Raw genomic sequence first — 15,983 nt, forward strand, 5'->3', positions numbered from 1 at the left:
CTTGTCCGGCACGCATCGATGCCTAGTCAAACGGCTCGCCGCGCGATGCACAAGCACCGGGGCGCCAACATTGGGCGATTATCGAACCGGCGACCGATAATCGCAATCGAGCACAGTACCCTCCTCCTCTCGAGTTGGCTCGACTTCAGCGATTGCGCTCGCAACTTAGTTGTTCTAGTTACTGGCGCCAAAAACAGAACGCCTGTTCTATAACGCTGTCGTTACACTTAACTACCGGGAAAAGTTGCCAGCCACAAAACCATCACACATTCAGAACCCTTTTTAACTTGGCAAAGATAGTCATTCCCGAATCGACCGCTATAATGCACCCTGTTCGCGGCGCTTTAATCAAAGGCCCGCGATCTGCTGACACGAGGCCCTTCGTCTCAGCTCCGGCCAGCGTCCGGCGCCCATTACACATGCAACGCCAGCGCTCGCTGAAACAGGAAACTGATGCTGCGTCAGTTTTTATCCGGTGCCGTAGCCGCCTGTAACACGGAAGTCTTGATCGCCTCTGCAATGTCTCCGCGCCCTATCGGGCTGTGGATGACTGGCGGGCTCGCTCAATTGACTCGTTGCAGTGTGTTTCACCGGATATTCAATTCAACTCATACAGGTAGCACCGTGACAAAAGACGAACTGCGCGCGGAACTAGAGCGCCAGGAACAACGTTACAAGGAAGTTTACGGCGGGGAAGTCACCACCTACGCCGCTCAGCCGGAACCGGAACGCAAGGCATGGCGCAAGCGCCCTACCGTCCAGGATCAGGTGTTCAAGCAGGAAATCGAAAAGATCGAAAAGGAACTCAAAGCCGAAGAGCCATGAGCCACGGCGGTTGAGCAATCGAAAGTCGGCGTCCGCCTGAGCCACAGCGCGGTGGAAGACGACACCTCGCGCGCCCGCTAACCGCGGGCAGCGGCTGCATCGCTGTTCTGCGGCTTATGAACGAGCGTCCCACAGGTTTCAGAGATATTTCAGACAAGCGTTTGTGCCTTTGAGATATCAGAAAAATTGGCTTAAAGATCTTCTTTATCCAATAAAATCAAAGACTTGAAAAACCCTGCGTGCTGCTTGGTTTTCACGCCCTGCAACAAATTAAATCGAAGAAGGGTGTGACCAGTGAGCAGACGGGGCATCGATTTCCTGTCTTTTCTGGCATAATCGCGCCCCCTTACGACCGGGTCAGAAAACCTTCATGATCGATTTATTCAGCGGACTGGATGCTTGGGTGCTTGTGAGCCTCTTGCTCGCCCTGACGTTTGTCCTCGCCTTCGAGTTCATCAATGGATTTCATGACACCGCTAACGCGGTAGCCACTGTTATCTACACCAAAGCCATGCCGCCGCACTTGGCGGTGTTCTTTTCCGGTGTGTTCAATTTCCTCGGCGTGCTGCTGGGCGGCGTGGGCGTGGCGTATGCCATCGTCCACTTGCTGCCGGTTGAACTGCTGATCAATGTGAACACCGGCCATGGCCTGGCGATGGTGTTCTCGTTGCTCGCCGCGGCAATCGCCTGGAATTTGGGCACCTGGTACTTCGGTATCCCGGCTTCCAGCTCGCACACCCTGATCGGCTCGATCCTCGGTGTCGGCCTGGCCAACGCACTGATCAACGACATCCCGTTGAGAGATGGCGTGAACTGGCAGAAAGCGATCGATATCGGCGCCTCGCTGGTGTTCTCGCCGATGGCCGGTTTCCTCATCGCCGCGCTGGTGCTGATCGGCCTGAAATGGTGGCGCCCGCTGTCGAAGATGCACAAGACGCCGGAACAGCGCCGCAAGATCGACGATAAAAAGCACCCTCCGTTCTGGAACCGCCTGGTTCTGGTGATCTCGGCGATGGCCGTGAGCTTCGTGCACGGCTCCAACGATGGCCAGAAAGGCATCGGCCTGATCATGCTGGTGCTGATCGGTATCGTGCCGGCGCAGTTCGTACTCGATCTGAACAGCACCACCTACCAGATCGAACGCACCCGCGACGCCACCTTGCACCTGAGCCAGTTCTACCAGCGCAACGCCGATTCGCTGGGTGAGTTCCTGGCGCTGGGCAAAAGCGTGGAAGGCGACCTGCCGGAGAAATTCCGCTGCAACCCGCAGCAGACCGAACCGACCATCAGCGCCCTGCTGCACACGCTTAAAGGTGTGGCGGACTATCATTCGCTGTCGTCGGACAGCCGCATCGAAGTGCGTCGCTACCTGCTCTGCCTGGACGACACAGCGAAGAAGGTCGGCAAGCTGCCTGGTCTGGAAGCCCGTGAAAAGGCCGACCTGGACAAGCTGCGCAAAGACCTGACCACCACCACCGAATACGCCCCGTTCTGGGTGATTCTGGCGGTCGCCCTGGCACTGGGCCTGGGCACCATGGTTGGCTGGAAACGCGTGGTGCTGACCATTGGCGAGAAGATCGGCAAGCAGGGCATGACCTATTCGCAGGGCATGTCGGCGCAGATCACCACCGCGAGTCTGATCGGCATGGCCAACATTTTCAGCCTGCCGGTGTCGACCACTCACGTGTTGTCTTCGGGTGTGGCCGGAACCATGGTTGCCAACAAAAGCGGCCTGCAGGGTGGCACGGTCAAGACCATCTTGCTGGCTTGGGTGTTGACCTTGCCAGCGACTGTGGCGCTGTCGGCCGGGTTGTTCTGGTTGGCTTCGAAGGCTTTGGGTAGTTGATCGTTAGCTGTTGATTGGAAAAGGCGTGATTCGTGAGGATCACGCCTTTTTTGTTATTGGGGAATGGGAGCATATCCATTGCTACCGTAACGGCTGCTTATGCTTTCGCTTTTACAGCGTTTCACTCTTCAAGACGTCGACCGATCCCGTAACGAAGCCTGCCGAAGGGGCAAAAAGATCAAAAGCCAACGCAAAAGCCAGATCAAAAGATCGCAGCCTTCGGCAGCTCCTACAGATGGATCGGGTACAACCTCAAGAAACAGGTCGGCTGTCAGGCCGCATTCGCGAGCAGGCTCGCTCCCACGGAAAAGCCAGATCAAAAGATCGCAGCCTTCGGCAGCTCCTACACAATGAGCGCAAGCTCGAGTGCTCTTGATCTTGATCCACCGGCGACGTCGGAAGGCTGAGTGGAGGGATTGATCCGGGCGTGGGAGCGCAGCGACCGTCTGGCGCAGCCAGACACAGCGGAAGGAGGTGCAGCGAAGCAAACCGTAGCCGCTGCGCCCGGATCGATCCCGGAGCGAAGGGACCCGAGCTTGCGAGGGCCGAACGTAGGAGCAAGCGTTTTGGGTTACCTTTTTGGCGTTTGAAAAAGGTGACCCGCCGTAAGGGCGGAACCCTAAGCCGCCGTTACCGCAGCAACGGATATTCACCCAAAACCCCAAGAGCCTGGTCGGCCCACAGGCCGCCACGGCCAAAAAAAAAGGGCAACCGAAGTCGCCCCAAAATGCCTTGCGTGCCCATCAAATCCAGAAGAACTCACTTGCGCCGCTTATGCGCATCCTTCCAGATAAAAAATCCAAACCCTGCAAAAAACAGCACCATGAGCCCCACCGTGAGAACCCCGGCAAACACCACGTTATCGAAAAACATGACTGGCCTCCTGGCCCTGCTTTGCTGCGATGGATTCAAATTAACAAACACACAGGCGCACCTATTGACCGGGATCAATATTCGCAAAGAAGGGAATCAAAGGAGGGGAAATAACTGACCTGCATCAACGGATGCAGGGGGAGATCAACGCTTTTTCGGCTTGTTCTTCGACTTTTTCCTGGTTTTTCCCAACGGCATGGCTTGCTCGAAGGCGTTGCGCACTTCGTTCAAGCGTTTCTCGTTGAGGTCATGCACGCGCTTGGCGCGTTCGGTGCTGAGGTCGATCAGTTTGTCGTCTTGGCTCATGGCGTCCGGCACATCGCAAAAGAGATCACAGCTGCCGTCACCGGCAGGATTGCGCCAATCATGCCGCGTGGCGCAGGCGCTGACCAGTCACCACTCAAATCTCGATGTCGACCCACAGCCCCTGACGCGGCTGATCGTCTATCAGCGGCACTACCGGCACGGTGTTGTCGGCATTGAGCTCAGTGCCTGGCACGGCCAGATGCTCTTCGGGATCTTCATCCGCCTCGCGACGCCGACGATCACGTTCCTGCTGGCGACGTTGTTCTTCGCGCGCCAGCAGCCGATCCTCTTCGGGATCGCGCTTTTGCAGATCGATCGTGCTTTCGTTGGAGCTCTCCTGCACCGGCACCACCGGCGGGATGTCCGGCCGCTGGCGGATCGGATCCTGCTGGGAAGTGATCGGCACAGCGCTCAAGGGGAGCATCGGTGGCAACATATAAAGGTCTCCTGTCTGCAGGCTATCGGCTGGGGTGAAGGCGCCTTGAGCCGCCTGTCGCAATTGTGTGATGCACCTCGCACCCGCAGGAGCTGCCGCAGGCTGCGATCTTTCATGGGACAACGCAAAACCCAAGTGTTCCCACAGATCAAAAGATCGCAGCCTTCGGCAGCTCCTACCCCAGTATTTCTTTGGCCTGAAGCCCGCATTCCGTTAAGATAGCCCGCTTTTTCAAGGTGGGAGTCAGGCAGCATGGCGCAGCAGTATCAACCGGGGCAACGCTGGATCAGTGACAGCGAAGCAGAGCTTGGTTTAGGCACCGTTCTGGCACAGGACGGCCGCTTGTTGACCGTGCTTTACCCGGCCACTGGCGAAACCCGCCAGTACGCGCTACGGAATGCGCCCCTGACCCGCGTGCGATTCTCGCCCGGCGACTCCATCACCCATTTTGAAGGCTGGAAGATGACCGTGCAGCAGGTCGACGACGTCGACGGGCTGATGGTCTATCACGGCCTCAACGGGCAGAACGAGGTCGTCACGCTGCCGGAAACCCAGCTGTCGAACTTCATTCAGTTCCGCCTGGCCAGCGACCGCCTGTTCGCCGGCCAGATCGATCCGCTGCCGTGGTTCTCCCTGCGCTACAACACCCTGGAACACACCAGCCGCCAGTTGCAGTCCTCGCTCTGGGGCCTGGGCGGTGTTCGTGCACAACCGATCGCGCACCAGTTGCACATCGCCCGTGAAGTCGCCGACCGTATCGCCCCCCGCGTACTGCTGGCAGACGAAGTGGGTCTGGGTAAAACCATCGAGGCCGGGCTGGTCATCCATCGCCAACTGTTGTCCGGCCGCGCCAACCGCGTGCTGATTCTGGTTCCGGAAAACCTCCAGCATCAGTGGCTGGTGGAGATGCGCCGCCGTTTCAACCTGCAGGTCGCGCTGTTCGACGAAGAACGCTTCATCGAAAGCGATGCCACCAACCCGTTCGAAGACACGCAACTGGCGCTGGTCGCGCTGGAATGGCTGGTCGACGACGAAAAGGCGCAGGATGCACTGTTCGCAGCCGGTTGGGATCTGCTGGTGGTCGACGAAGCCCACCACCTGGTCTGGCACGAAGAAAAAGCCAGCCCGGAATACTCGCTGGTCGAGCAACTGGCTGAGGTCATCCCCGGCGTGCTGCTGCTCACCGCCACCCCGGAACAACTCGGTCAGGACAGCCACTTCGCCCGTCTGCGCCTGCTCGACCCGAACCGTTTCCACGACCTGGCCGCTTTCCGCGCCGAGAGCGACAACTATCGCCCGGTGGCCGAAGCCGTGCAGGAACTGCTCGACGAGGGCCGTCTCTCGGCCGAGGCGCACAAGACCATTCACGGTTTCCTCGGCAACGAAGGCGAAGCCCTGCTGACGGCAGTCAACGATGGCGATACCGAAGCCAGCGCCCGCCTCGTCCGTGAGCTGCTTGATCGCCACGGCACCGGCCGCGTGTTGTTCCGTAATACGCGCGCCGCCGTGCAGGGTTTCCCGGAGCGCAAACTGCACCCGTACCCGCTGCCGTGCCCGGACGAATACCTCGAGCTGCCGCTGGGCGAACACGCCGAGCTGTACCCGGAAGTCAGCTTCCAGGCGCAGCCGGAGGCCAGCGAAGAAGAGCGCTGGTGGAAATTCGATCCGCGTGTCGAGTGGCTGATCGATCAGCTGAAAATGCTCAAGCGCACCAAAGTGCTGGTGATCTGCGCCCACGCCGAAACCGCGATGGACCTGGAGGACGCCCTGCGCGTGCGCTCCGGCATCCCGGCCACGGTGTTCCACGAAGGCATGAACATCCTCGAGCGTGACCGCGCCGCCGCCTACTTCGCCGATGAAGAGTTTGGCGCGCAGGTGCTGATCTGCTCGGAAATCGGCAGTGAAGGTCGCAACTTCCAGTTCGCTCACCATCTGGTGCTGTTCGATCTGCCATCGCACCCGGACCTGCTCGAGCAGCGCATCGGTCGTCTCGACCGGATCGGCCAGAAGCACATCATCGAATTGCACGTGCCGTACCTGGAAACCAGCCCGCAAGAGCGCCTGTTCCAGTGGTACCACGAAGCGCTGAACGCATTCCTCAACACCTGCCCGACCGGCAACGCTTTGCAGCATCAGTTCGGCCCGCGCCTGCTGCCGCTGCTCGAGGAAGCCGACGACGGCGAGTGGCAAGCGCTGATCGACGAAGCACGCGCCGAGCGTGAACGTCTGGAAGCCGAGTTGCACACCGGTCGCGACCGTCTGCTGGAATTGAATTCCGGCGGCGCTGGCGAAGGTGAAGCGCTGGTCGAGGCGATTCTCGAGCAGGACGACCAGTTCGCCCTGCCGATCTACATGGAAACCCTGTTCGACGCGTTCGGCATCGACAGCGAAGACCATTCGGAAAACGCCCTGATCCTCAAGCCGAGCGAGAAGATGCTCGACGCCAGTTTCCCGCTGGGCGACGACGAAGGCGTGACCATCACCTACGACCGTAACCAGGCGCTGTCGCGCGAAGACATGCAGTTCATCACCTGGGAACACCCGATGGTGCAGGGTGGCATGGACCTGGTGCTGTCCGGTTCGATGGGTAACACCGCCGTCGCGCTGATCAAGAACAAGGCGCTGAAGCCGGGCACCGTGTTGCTCGAATTGCTCTACGTCAGCGAAGTGGTCGCACCGCGTTCGCTGCAACTGGGCCGATACCTACCACCGGCGGCGCTGCGCTGCCTGCTCGATGCCAATGGCAATGACCTGTCGCCACGGGTGTCGTTCGAAACCCTCAACGATCAGCTGGAAAGCGTGCCGCGCGCCAGCGCCAACAAGTTCATCCAGGCCCAGCGCGATCAGCTGACACCACGGATCAACGCCGGCGAAGACAAGATCGCCCCGCGTCACGCCGAGCGTGTGGCCGAAGCGCGCCGCCGCCTGGCCGCCGACACCGACGAAGAACTGGCGCGCCTGACCGCGTTGCAAGCAGTCAACCCGACCGTGCGCGACAGCGAACTGGACGCGTTGCGCACTCAACGTGAGCAGGGTCTGGCGATGCTGGACAAGGCAGCGTTGCGTCTGGAAGCGATTCGGGTGCTGGTAGCGGGCTAATCGCCCCGCTCCACCGCTGAAAACCAAGAGGCCCGCAGTGCTGCGGGCCGATCGTTCCCACGCTCTGCGTGGGAATACAGCCCGGGACGCTCCGCGTCCCTACCGAAGCTGGAACGCCGAGCGTCCCTTGAGGCATTCCCACGCGGAGCGTGGGAACGATCATCTTTTGTTCTTAAGCAGTCGCCGCTGTAACCTCAGGCTCAACCACCGCCACCAACCCCTCCTTCATCCGCTGCGCGTCCCGCACAAAACACCGCGAAGCCAGAAACAGAAACACCATGGTCAGAAACAGCGCCACCGGAATCAGGTACATCGCGTCGTGCAGGCCGACAGCCTTGAACGCTTCGGTCATTTGCTCCGCCCCCGCCGACAGCATCGCCGTGTGCGCGAAGTGATCCGAAAGCCCCCCCACCACCACTGGCCCCAATCCGCCACCGAGCAGATACAGACCGGCAAAGAACAACGCCATCGCGGTCGCCCGCAGGCGTGGTTCGACGACGTCCTGAATCGCCGTGTACACGCAGGTATAGAAGTTGTACGCGAACAGCCAGCCGACGCTGAACACCGCGACGAACACACCGATCTCGATGCGCCCGGCATGCAGCGCCCACGCCGTGCACAGGGTCGAAATGATCAGACTGAACGCGGCAAACAACAACCGCCCGCTGGCGAAACGCTGGTGAATCTTGTCAGCGATCCAGCCGCCGAGGGTCAGCCCGACCAGCCCGGTCACGCCGACGATCACGCCGGTGGCCACCGCCGCTTCCTGCAATGGCATAAGGAAATAGCGCTGCAGCATCGGCACCAGAAACGAGTTGCAGGCATAGGTCGCGAAGTTGAAGCACAGCCCGGCCATTACCAGCCAGAGGAAGGTCGGCACGGCGAGGACGCGGCGGATCGGTTTGTCGACCTTCTCTTGCGAGACCTGCACCGCTTCTGCCGCGCCGCGTTTTGGCTCTTTGATGAAAAACATGAAAATCGCCAGGATCAATCCCGGCACAGCGGCGATGAAGAACGGCGCGCGCCAACTGTCGAAGGCCTTGACCATCGCGCCGATGGTGAAGAACGCCAGCAGCAGCCCCAGCGGCAGGCCGAGCATGAAGATGCCCATTGCGCGCGCCCGACGGTGCGCGGGAAACAGGTCGCCGATCAGCGAGTTGGCCGCTGGTGCGTAACTGGCTTCGCCGATGCCGATGCCCATGCGCACGATGAGGAAACTCCAGAAACTGCCGACCATACCGTTGACTGCAGTCAGCGCACTCCAGGTCGCCAGGCCCCAGCCCATCAGTTTGCTGCGTGACCCGGTGTCGGCCATGCGCCCGAGTGGCAGGCCGGCAATGGCGTAAACGATGGTGAACGCAGTGCCGATGATGCCCAGCTGAAAGTCGCTGAGGTGCCATTCCATGCGGATCGGTTCGATGATGATCGCCGGGATGGTGCGGTCGAAGAAATTGAACAGGTTGGCGAGGAACAGCAGGAACAGAATGCGCCAGGCATTCGCCGCTTGGGTCGAGTTCTGCATGGGTCCGTCTCTTTCTTGTTATGGGGCTTCACTGCCAGCGCGTCGAGCCCGGAACCTGCAATCTAGTCAGCCGCGCGGGGGCTGTCTGTCATCATTCGCCAGCCTGATATCGGCCCATCGCACTGTAACGAAACGTAAGCCTTTGATAAGTCAGGATTCCCCCGGCATACGGGGCTTTCGCTGCGAAATACGGCGACAAAAAAATAGTTTCGCGCCCCCCTTCCCAACGCCATGGCAAAGCCTAGAATGGCCGCCGGATCCGTCCGGATCTTCCGATCAATCCCTTTGATACCCCCGCCCATGTCCGAAGCCAGTCCGTGTCTGAATTGCGGTGCCTGCTGTTCCCATTTTCGCGTGTCTTTTTTCTGGGGTGAGTGCTCATCCGCTGGCGGGACGGTGCCCGATGAACTGGTCGCGCAGATCACTCCGAGCCGGGTAGCCATGATCGGTACCGACCGCAAGCCGACGCGCTGCACGTCTCTGGCGGGTGAGGTCGGCAGCGCGGTGGCCTGCACGATCTATGACCAACGTTCGAGCACCTGCCGCGAGTTCGAGGCGTCGTGGGAGAACGGCGAGCACAACCCCGACTGCGACAAGGCCCGCGCCGCGCATGGCCTGCCACCCTTGCCGCCACACTGGAACGAACTGCCGCTGGAGCGTATCGCCTGAGCCTTAGCGCAAAACGCGATGAGGCTAATGGCAAAATCATTACCACCAATGTGCCACTACGCCTTGCAGCCTGAAAACCGCCTCTATACTCCCTTCATTCGCCTGCATTGATTAACGCACGGGCCAGATGAATCCGAGACGGGGCATGCTATGGAGTGGCTTGGTTTGCAGTTTGTTGCCGAGCTGCCGGCGAGTGGGCAGATTCTCCTCGACTGCAGCCACAACCCTTTGTTGGTAATGGTGGCCTATCTGGTCGCTTGCGCGGCGAGCTTCGCCACCCTGGACATGGCCGAGCGCGTCGTGCATGCCGAAGATCCGGGGTCGCGGCGAATCTGGCGCTGGATCGGCGCGACCTGTCTGGCCGGCGGCATCTGGGCCATGCACTTCATTGGCATGCTGGCTTTCCAGACACCGATCGACATTCAGTACGACCTCGGCGTCACCCTTTTTTCCTTGCTGATCGCCCTGCTCGCTTCCTGGCTGGCCATGCACACCCTGAGCGAGGTGCAGCCCAGCGCGTTGCGTTGCCTGAAAACTGCGCTTGTCATTGGCCTGGGTATCGCCGGCATGCATTACGTCGGCATGGCGGCCATGAAATCGAGCGCCACCGCCTACTATCAGCCAGGGCTGTTCGCGCTCTCGGTTTTCATTGCCATCGGCGCCAGTTTCGCCGCGCTGTGGGTGGCCCGTTATCTCAGCGAAGGCAGCGGCGTGGCGCATCAATTGCTCAAATACAGCGCTGCGCTGATTCTCGGCGCCGGCATCATCAGCATGCACTTCACCGGCATGGCTGCGCTGGATCTGGTGCTTCCCGAGGGTGCCCTGGCAGCGAGCGGCGGCGAAGCCGGGCATTTGCAACTGGGCTTGACCGTGGCGCTGATCATCCTGCTCATTCTCGGCAGTGCGATCAGCGCCGCCCTCGCCGACAAGAAACTGCAGAACAAGGACAACGATCTGCGCCGGGTCAATGCCCTGCTCAGTCAGCTCGATCAGGCGCGCATGTCTTTGCAGCAAGCGGCCAATTACGACGCGCTGACCAACCTGATCAATCGCCGAGGCTTCAACCAGATGTTCGCCGAGAAGCTCAGCCAGAAAACCAGCGAGGGCGGCATGCTCGCGGTGATGTTTCTCGACATCGACCACTTCAAGCGCATCAATGACAGCCTCGGACATGACGCCGGTGACGCGCTGCTCAAAGTCATCGCCCAGCACATCAAAAGCTCGGTGCGCAGCCACGAAGACGTGGTCGCACGATTTGGCGGGGACGAATTCTGCATCCTCATCAGCCTGCGCGACCGCGAAGAGGCGCGCGGCATGGCGCAGCGCATCATGCACAAGATGAAAGAGCCGATCGAACTGGCTGGCCGACGCATGGTGATGACCACCAGCATCGGCATCAGTCTGTTTCCCGAAGACGGTAGCACCTGCGAAGAGCTGCTCAAGCACGCCGACCTGGCCCTGTACCAATCCAAGGGCGCCGGGCGCAACGGCTTGCATTTCTTCAATTCCAGCCTGAAAACCCGCGCCAGTTTCGAGCTGCAACTGGAAGAAGAACTGCGCAGTGCGCTACGGGAAGACAACGCGTTGATGCTGTACTACCAACCGATTTTCGAACTGAAAACCGGACGCGTGACCAAGCTCGAAGCGCTGATTCGCTGGCAGCATCCGGTTCACGGCTTGCTGACTCCTGACCGCTTTATCGGTATTGCCGAGAACAACGGCTTGATCGCCGAGCTGGACAACTGGGTGCTGCGCCGCGCCTGCAAGGATCTCGGCGAGCTGTCGCGCCACGGTTGTGCCGAAGTGAAAATCGCCTGGAACTGCTCGCCGCTGAACCTGGCTCGCGAAGAACTGGCCGAGGAGATCGAGCACGCGTTGCGCACCGCCGGTGTCGCGCCGGAACGCCTGGAACTGGAGGTCACCGAAAACGCTTTGATGGGCAATATCGCCAACACCCTGGTGCTGCTGCGGCAGATCCGCGCCCTCGGCGTGTCGTTGTCGATCGACGATTTCGGCACTGGCTATTCGTCGCTGGCCTACCTCAAGCGTCTGCCGCTGAACACCCTGAAGATTGATCGTTCGTTCATCCTCGACATCCCCACCGCCACGGCGGACATGGAAATCGTCCAGGCGATCATCGTCATGGCTCACACCCTGCATTTGCAGGTGGTCACCGAGGGCGTCGAGAGCCTGGAGCAGTATGAGTTTCTCGAGCGTTCGGGCTGCGATTTCATTCAGGGTTATCTGCTCAGCCGCCCGGTGCCACTGGACGAATTACGCGCGGTGCTGGATGAAATCAATCAGCGCAAACCCGTCCTCGGCGTCAATCCGTTGAGTCTGGCGCGCGATACATTTGCACCAGTGTCGCTGGATCCTGCGCTAAAAAGCCTTGCGCCCCATGCAGGCGCATCAATTGTGCGGCCAATCCGCTGATCGGCGTCGCCGAACCCTGTTCGCGGGAAAATTTCACCGCCGTGTCGAGATCCTTGAGCAGCGTGCGCACATGCCACTTGATCGGTTCGAAACGGCTCTCGGCCATTTGTGGGGCGAGGATCTGCAACGGTCTGGAATCGGCAAAACCACCGGCCAGCGCCTCAGCGATCAGACGAGCATCGACCCCCGCCTGCTCGGCCAACGCCACCACTTCGGCGATCACCAACGCATTGCAGGCGACGATCATCTGGTTGCAGGCCTTGGTCACTTGCCCTGCGCCGATGCCGCCCATGTGCGTGACGCGCTGCCCCAGATTGAGCAGCACCGGGCGCACGCGCTCAAGATCCGCCGCCGCACCGCCGACCATGATTGCCAGACTGCCGGCTTCAGCTCCGACCACGCCGCCGGACACCGGGGAGTCGAGCCAGGCCATACCGGTTTTATCGGCCAGCGCTGCGGCCATCTCACGAGTGGCGGTCGGTTCAAGACTGGAGAAATCCACCAGTAACTGGCCGTTTTTCCCACCTTCGGCGACGCCGTCAGCGCCAAACACCACTTCACGCACCACAGCGGTATCGGCCAGGCACAGCATGACAATGTCGGCATGTGCGCAGAGTTCGGCGGGGCTCGCCACTGGCCGGGCGCCCGCCGCAACCAGCGGCGCGCACTTGTCCGGGTTGCGGTTCCACACCGTCAACGGGTAACCCGCAGCCAGCAAACGCTGGCACATGGGCAGGCCCATCAAGCCGATTCCGGCAAACCCCAACGAAGGTAGCGTTGACATCATTTTGCCTCTTTTCGATTAAAGATCACCGAATCATGGCCGATTCATCAACGATCAGGAAAGGATTCCGCCCGGCGATCACACAGCCAGCACCACGACGCCCGGGCCGTATTCGCGCACACAAGACGCGAGATCTTATTCCGTGAGGTTCGCCGGCACTGCTCGGCGGGCCAACCCAGTCCAAATGGCGCACCATGACCTCCAAAAACAATCCCGCCAGTGCTACAGCCGATCTGACCCTCAGCCCCGCCGCGAACAGCGCGTCATTAGCACGAGCTGCGCAGCCTTCGCGCCCGCTGTCGACCCAGCAATACCTGTATTTCACCGAAACCAACACCGACCGTATCCTCGATAACCTCGACGGCCTGCGCGATTCGGTGTTCCCGCGCCCGGCGCATCAGGAAGGCGACAACGAGCAGCACAGCGACCAGGAATTCCCTTCGGTGTGCCTGATCGGCCTCGGTCGCTGCGGCTCCAATATCGCCCTCGACGTGGCGGAGCTGGTGTACAACGCGCGCAAGTTCTACCTCAACGAATTCAACAACGAAGACCGCCCGGCCGATCGACGTCTGGCCGACAAGGGCTACAGCCCGGCGCAGTGGATCAAGAACAACCTGCGCATCGGCACCGGCAAATCGACCAAACCGGTGTTTCTGGTCGAACCGCTGGTGATGCTCGGCGACCTCGACAAAGACATCGCCGGGCGCATCCGTTTTTCGCGCAAGGGCGAAAAAAGCGGCTTCCTGCGCGACTACAGCAAGATGAAGATCATGGACCTGTCCGAAGTCCACGCCGGTGGCGCCGGTAACGCGCCGATCCTCGGCCAGTACCTGGCGAAGATCATCCTCAACAAGGACACCCAGCGCTTTTCCAGCCCCGACTGGAAAATGATCCACTCGTACCTGATCGACAGCTGCGGGATCAAGGCCAACCAGTCGCGCCTGTACTTTTCGATTTTCAGTGCCGGCGGCGGTACCGGTTCGGGCATGGCCTCGGAGTTCGGTCTGGCCCAGCAGCACTCGTACATGAACAAGACGTTCGACACCAAGCCGATGGATGAGCATGACGGCAAAAGCGGTCATTCGTTTGTGTTCGAACCGATCTTCACCAGCGGCATCTGCGTGCTGCCGAACATTTCCGACCACCGCAGCGAAATGTCCGAGGCGCTGCACATCAACGCCGGGCGCCTGCTGTGCAAATACCTGTCGGAAGAATGGGATTTCTCCTACAACTTCGCCAACGAAGACAGCAGCGAAGCCAGCGTGATGGGGCGTATCCGCCCGTGGAACGCGATGATGCTGATTTCCAACGACATCATGCGTTACGCCGAAGAAAGCGATGACGGCAACATCCAGAACATTGACGTCAATGCCATGGAGAAGCACGCCAACCAGTACATATCGCAGCAGATCTTCAACATTCTGACAGCGCAGGCAGTCACCACTGACTACGACCAGAACTACTTCCGCCGCGCCGGCATCGACATTGGCGAAACCATCCGCCTGGATGCCAACGACCTGTTCATGAGCTTGGCCGGACCCGTGGCGATTGCCTACGCCGAATCGGTGGTGCCGGAAACCCCGCCGCCGAGCAGCGACAAGTTCAAGGTCTTTGATAAAGAGCCGCAGCGCCTGAACATCGACGATCTGTTTTTCCGTTCGATCGACCTGCCGCACTTCAACAAGGTCACCCAGGCCATCGAAGGCATCAGCCTGCTGCCGATCGAATCCAAGCGTTATCGCGCTTCGCTTGAGCAGTACAAGAATTCCGGCTACGACGCCGCCGCCCTGCACGACCTGCATTTCTTCAAGAATTGCTCGTCGGTGGTGTCGATCGTCTCGCTGCCCAAAGACTACAAACTGTCGTACATGGACCTGAACCGGTTGAAGACCCACCTCAACAGCCTGTTCCCCAACACCACGCTCAAGCGCTACGCGCTGGTGATCGGCGCTTCGGCCAACCTGTCGCTGACCACCCTGATCGCCAAAAGCCCGTGCCTGTCGGACGACTTCCTCACGCTGATCGTGGCGTTCATCAAGCGCTGCTTTGCGAAGAATCCGTACCGTTTCGACGAGACACTGGACAACTCGATCCTCGACTTCATCATTCAGGAAGACTTCGACGAAGCGCGGATCGACGACCTGCTCAACGAATTCGAAAACCCGGCGAAGATCCTCGACACCAACTGGTACGCGATCAAACCGATGTATGAGAAGAAGTACCGCGAGCTGATCAACGACAAGGACAAGTTCGTCTCGATCAATGACATTCGCCTGTCGCGCGATTGCGTGAAGAAGTCGATCAAGTACTTGCGCGAGATCTACCGTCACCGGATTGGCAAGACCAAGGTGATTTCGCTCAATAACCATACCGGAAAGACTTACTCGGTCTGATCCAGCACCGAGTCGCCCCATTCGCGAGCAGGCTCGCTTCCACGTTTGGAATGCGTTCCCCTGTGGGAGCGAGCCTGCTCGCGAAGGGGCCTTTGCACCGATACATATTTCACTGACTCAACACCCAGAAACAATTAAGCGACCCTCGGGCCGCTCAATAAACTGTTCCCGTTACGTTTACGTCACCGTGATGCGTGGTGTTTCTCTACGGCAACGTGCCATCACGCTACTCCGCTACACACTTGCGGCGTGGCGCTGCAGGCACCAAAACGGTGCAACCGCTCAAACCTTCGCCCTTTCCTGGATCAGAATCCAGGGAGAAACCACCACCGCCCACAACTGCGGGTCACGTTCGAAAATATCCAGCGCCCGCGTTTCAGACAGCTTGGCGACCTTGTCCTCAGCCAGCCAGGCTGCGACTTTCTCGCCTTCGTCCGATGCCACGGCCTCGGCAGCAGCGATCAAATCGAGGTCAGGGTCGACCCACAATAGGGCACCCTTGGCGAAGAACGGCTCCAGCTCTTTCCAGGTAATAGATGCCGTTTCACCAAGCAGCTTGGCATAGAGGGTGCTAGGTTCTTGATTCATGGGGAGCTGTCCGGAAAAGAAATCGACGCGAATAATAACGTTGGTGGTCCGTCAGAAAAACCCGGTTGCAAAACGCTGCACTGAACGACAAGAGCAGGAAAGCCAATGGATGCTGCCTTTTGGGGTATACGCCCCCGATTGACCCGCCGCAATTCTGTCTCTTTCATTCAAAAACGCGACACCCCCAAGTTTGGCCCCGTGGCGCCCGC

The 15,983-nt window shown here is 59.9% G+C and carries 12 protein-coding genes; 6 read left to right on the top strand and 6 right to left on the bottom strand.

Going from position 1 to position 15,983, the window contains the following annotated elements; genetic code table 11:
• Positions 1-624: 624 nt before the first annotated feature.
• Together ACP7D9_RS04865 and ACP7D9_RS04870 are read left to right on the top strand one after the other, a co-directional pair.
• Complete coding sequence (locus ACP7D9_RS04865) at positions 625-825, top strand: hypothetical protein (protein ID WP_008080067.1); 201 nt, start codon at positions 625-627, stop codon at positions 823-825.
• A gap of 370 nt (positions 826-1,195) precedes the next feature.
• Complete coding sequence (locus tag ACP7D9_RS04870) at positions 1,196-2,671, top strand: inorganic phosphate transporter (RefSeq protein ID WP_101158410.1); 1,476 nt, start codon at positions 1,196-1,198, stop codon at positions 2,669-2,671.
• A 759-nt stretch (positions 2,672-3,430) separates the two neighbouring features.
• On the opposite strand, the gene ccoM is transcribed toward ACP7D9_RS04870, so the two are convergent.
• The 3 genes from ccoM to ACP7D9_RS04885 form a co-directional block, all read right to left on the bottom strand.
• Positions 3,431-3,544 (bottom strand): cytochrome c oxidase subunit CcoM, encoded by a 114-nt coding sequence (gene ccoM, locus ACP7D9_RS04875; RefSeq protein ID WP_016771346.1) that lies wholly within the window; start codon positions 3,542-3,544, stop codon positions 3,431-3,433.
• A 144-nt stretch (positions 3,545-3,688) separates the two neighbouring features.
• Complete coding sequence (locus ACP7D9_RS04880) at positions 3,689-3,850, bottom strand: hypothetical protein (RefSeq protein WP_178081175.1); 162 nt, start codon at positions 3,848-3,850, stop codon at positions 3,689-3,691.
• Positions 3,851-3,944: 94 nt separating this feature from the next.
• Positions 3,945-4,286: a hypothetical protein gene (locus ACP7D9_RS04885; protein WP_024011931.1), complete on the bottom strand. Its 342-nt coding sequence runs from the start codon at positions 4,284-4,286 to the stop codon at positions 3,945-3,947.
• Positions 4,287-4,538: 252 nt separating this feature from the next.
• On the opposite strand from ACP7D9_RS04885, the gene rapA reads away from it, so the two are divergent.
• Positions 4,539-7,385 carry an RNA polymerase-associated protein RapA gene (rapA, locus tag ACP7D9_RS04890; RefSeq protein WP_426155961.1) on the top strand — a complete coding sequence of 949 codons (2,847 nt, stop codon included), beginning with the start codon at positions 4,539-4,541 and terminating at the stop codon, positions 7,383-7,385.
• Between the two features lie 172 nt (positions 7,386-7,557).
• On the opposite strand, the gene ACP7D9_RS04895 is transcribed toward rapA, so the two are convergent.
• Positions 7,558-8,907 carry a spinster family MFS transporter gene (locus ACP7D9_RS04895; protein WP_312995922.1) on the bottom strand — a complete coding sequence of 450 codons (1,350 nt, stop codon included), beginning with the start codon at positions 8,905-8,907 and terminating at the stop codon, positions 7,558-7,560.
• Positions 8,908-9,207: 300 nt separating this feature from the next.
• Here ACP7D9_RS04895 and ACP7D9_RS04900 point away from each other — a divergent pair, with 300 nt between their 5' ends.
• Positions 9,208-9,576: a YkgJ family cysteine cluster protein gene (locus ACP7D9_RS04900; protein WP_397478443.1), complete on the top strand. Its 369-nt coding sequence runs from the start codon at positions 9,208-9,210 to the stop codon at positions 9,574-9,576.
• Positions 9,577-9,726: 150 nt separating this feature from the next.
• Positions 9,727-12,009 carry a putative bifunctional diguanylate cyclase/phosphodiesterase gene (locus tag ACP7D9_RS04905; protein ID WP_397478444.1) on the top strand — a complete coding sequence of 761 codons (2,283 nt, stop codon included), beginning with the start codon at positions 9,727-9,729 and terminating at the stop codon, positions 12,007-12,009.
• On the opposite strand, the gene ACP7D9_RS04910 is transcribed toward ACP7D9_RS04905, so the two are convergent.
• A complete protein-coding gene (locus ACP7D9_RS04910; protein WP_178081174.1) occupies positions 11,900-12,796 on the bottom strand; it encodes an NAD(P)-dependent oxidoreductase in 897 nt (298 codons plus the stop codon). The two genes, ACP7D9_RS04905 and ACP7D9_RS04910, sit on opposite strands and share 110 nt — an antisense overlap.
• A gap of 191 nt (positions 12,797-12,987) precedes the next feature.
• Between ACP7D9_RS04910 and ACP7D9_RS04915 the strand changes: the two genes are divergently transcribed.
• Positions 12,988-15,186 (top strand): hypothetical protein, encoded by a 2,199-nt coding sequence (locus tag ACP7D9_RS04915; protein WP_426155964.1) that lies wholly within the window; start codon positions 12,988-12,990, stop codon positions 15,184-15,186.
• A gap of 282 nt (positions 15,187-15,468) precedes the next feature.
• Here ACP7D9_RS04915 and ACP7D9_RS04920 read toward each other — a convergent pair whose 3' ends face one another.
• On the bottom strand, positions 15,469-15,774 hold the full coding sequence (locus tag ACP7D9_RS04920) for a DUF2288 domain-containing protein (protein ID WP_101158404.1): 306 nt from the start codon (positions 15,772-15,774) through the stop codon (positions 15,469-15,471).
• Positions 15,775-15,983: the final 209 nt, after the last annotated feature.

The organism is Pseudomonas sp. TSRC2-2 (assembly GCF_049897785.1).
Taxonomy (GTDB): Bacteria; Pseudomonadota; Gammaproteobacteria; order Pseudomonadales; family Pseudomonadaceae; genus Aquipseudomonas.

What these genes read in the sequence shown, in the direction of transcription:
- ACP7D9_RS04870 (WP_101158410.1), top strand. Translation starts at nt 1,196, where the DNA reads ATGATCGATTTATTCAGCGGACTGGATGCTTGGGTGCTTGTGAGCCTC.
- ccoM (WP_016771346.1), bottom strand. Translation starts at nt 3,544, where the DNA reads ATGTTTTTCGATAACGTGGTGTTTGCCGGGGTTCTCACGGTGGGGCTC.
- ACP7D9_RS04880 (WP_178081175.1), bottom strand. Translation starts at nt 3,850, where the DNA reads ATGAGCCAAGACGACAAACTGATCGACCTCAGCACCGAACGCGCCAAG.
- ACP7D9_RS04885 (WP_024011931.1), bottom strand. Translation starts at nt 4,286, where the DNA reads ATGTTGCCACCGATGCTCCCCTTGAGCGCTGTGCCGATCACTTCCCAG.
- rapA (WP_426155961.1), top strand. Translation starts at nt 4,539, where the DNA reads ATGGCGCAGCAGTATCAACCGGGGCAACGCTGGATCAGTGACAGCGAA.
- ACP7D9_RS04895 (WP_312995922.1), bottom strand. Translation starts at nt 8,907, where the DNA reads ATGCAGAACTCGACCCAAGCGGCGAATGCCTGGCGCATTCTGTTCCTG.
- ACP7D9_RS04900 (WP_397478443.1), top strand. Translation starts at nt 9,208, where the DNA reads ATGTCCGAAGCCAGTCCGTGTCTGAATTGCGGTGCCTGCTGTTCCCAT.
- ACP7D9_RS04905 (WP_397478444.1), top strand. Translation starts at nt 9,727, where the DNA reads ATGGAGTGGCTTGGTTTGCAGTTTGTTGCCGAGCTGCCGGCGAGTGGG.
- ACP7D9_RS04910 (WP_178081174.1), bottom strand. Translation starts at nt 12,796, where the DNA reads ATGATGTCAACGCTACCTTCGTTGGGGTTTGCCGGAATCGGCTTGATG.
- ACP7D9_RS04915 (WP_426155964.1), top strand. Translation starts at nt 12,988, where the DNA reads ATGACCTCCAAAAACAATCCCGCCAGTGCTACAGCCGATCTGACCCTC.
- ACP7D9_RS04920 (WP_101158404.1), bottom strand. Translation starts at nt 15,774, where the DNA reads ATGAATCAAGAACCTAGCACCCTCTATGCCAAGCTGCTTGGTGAAACG.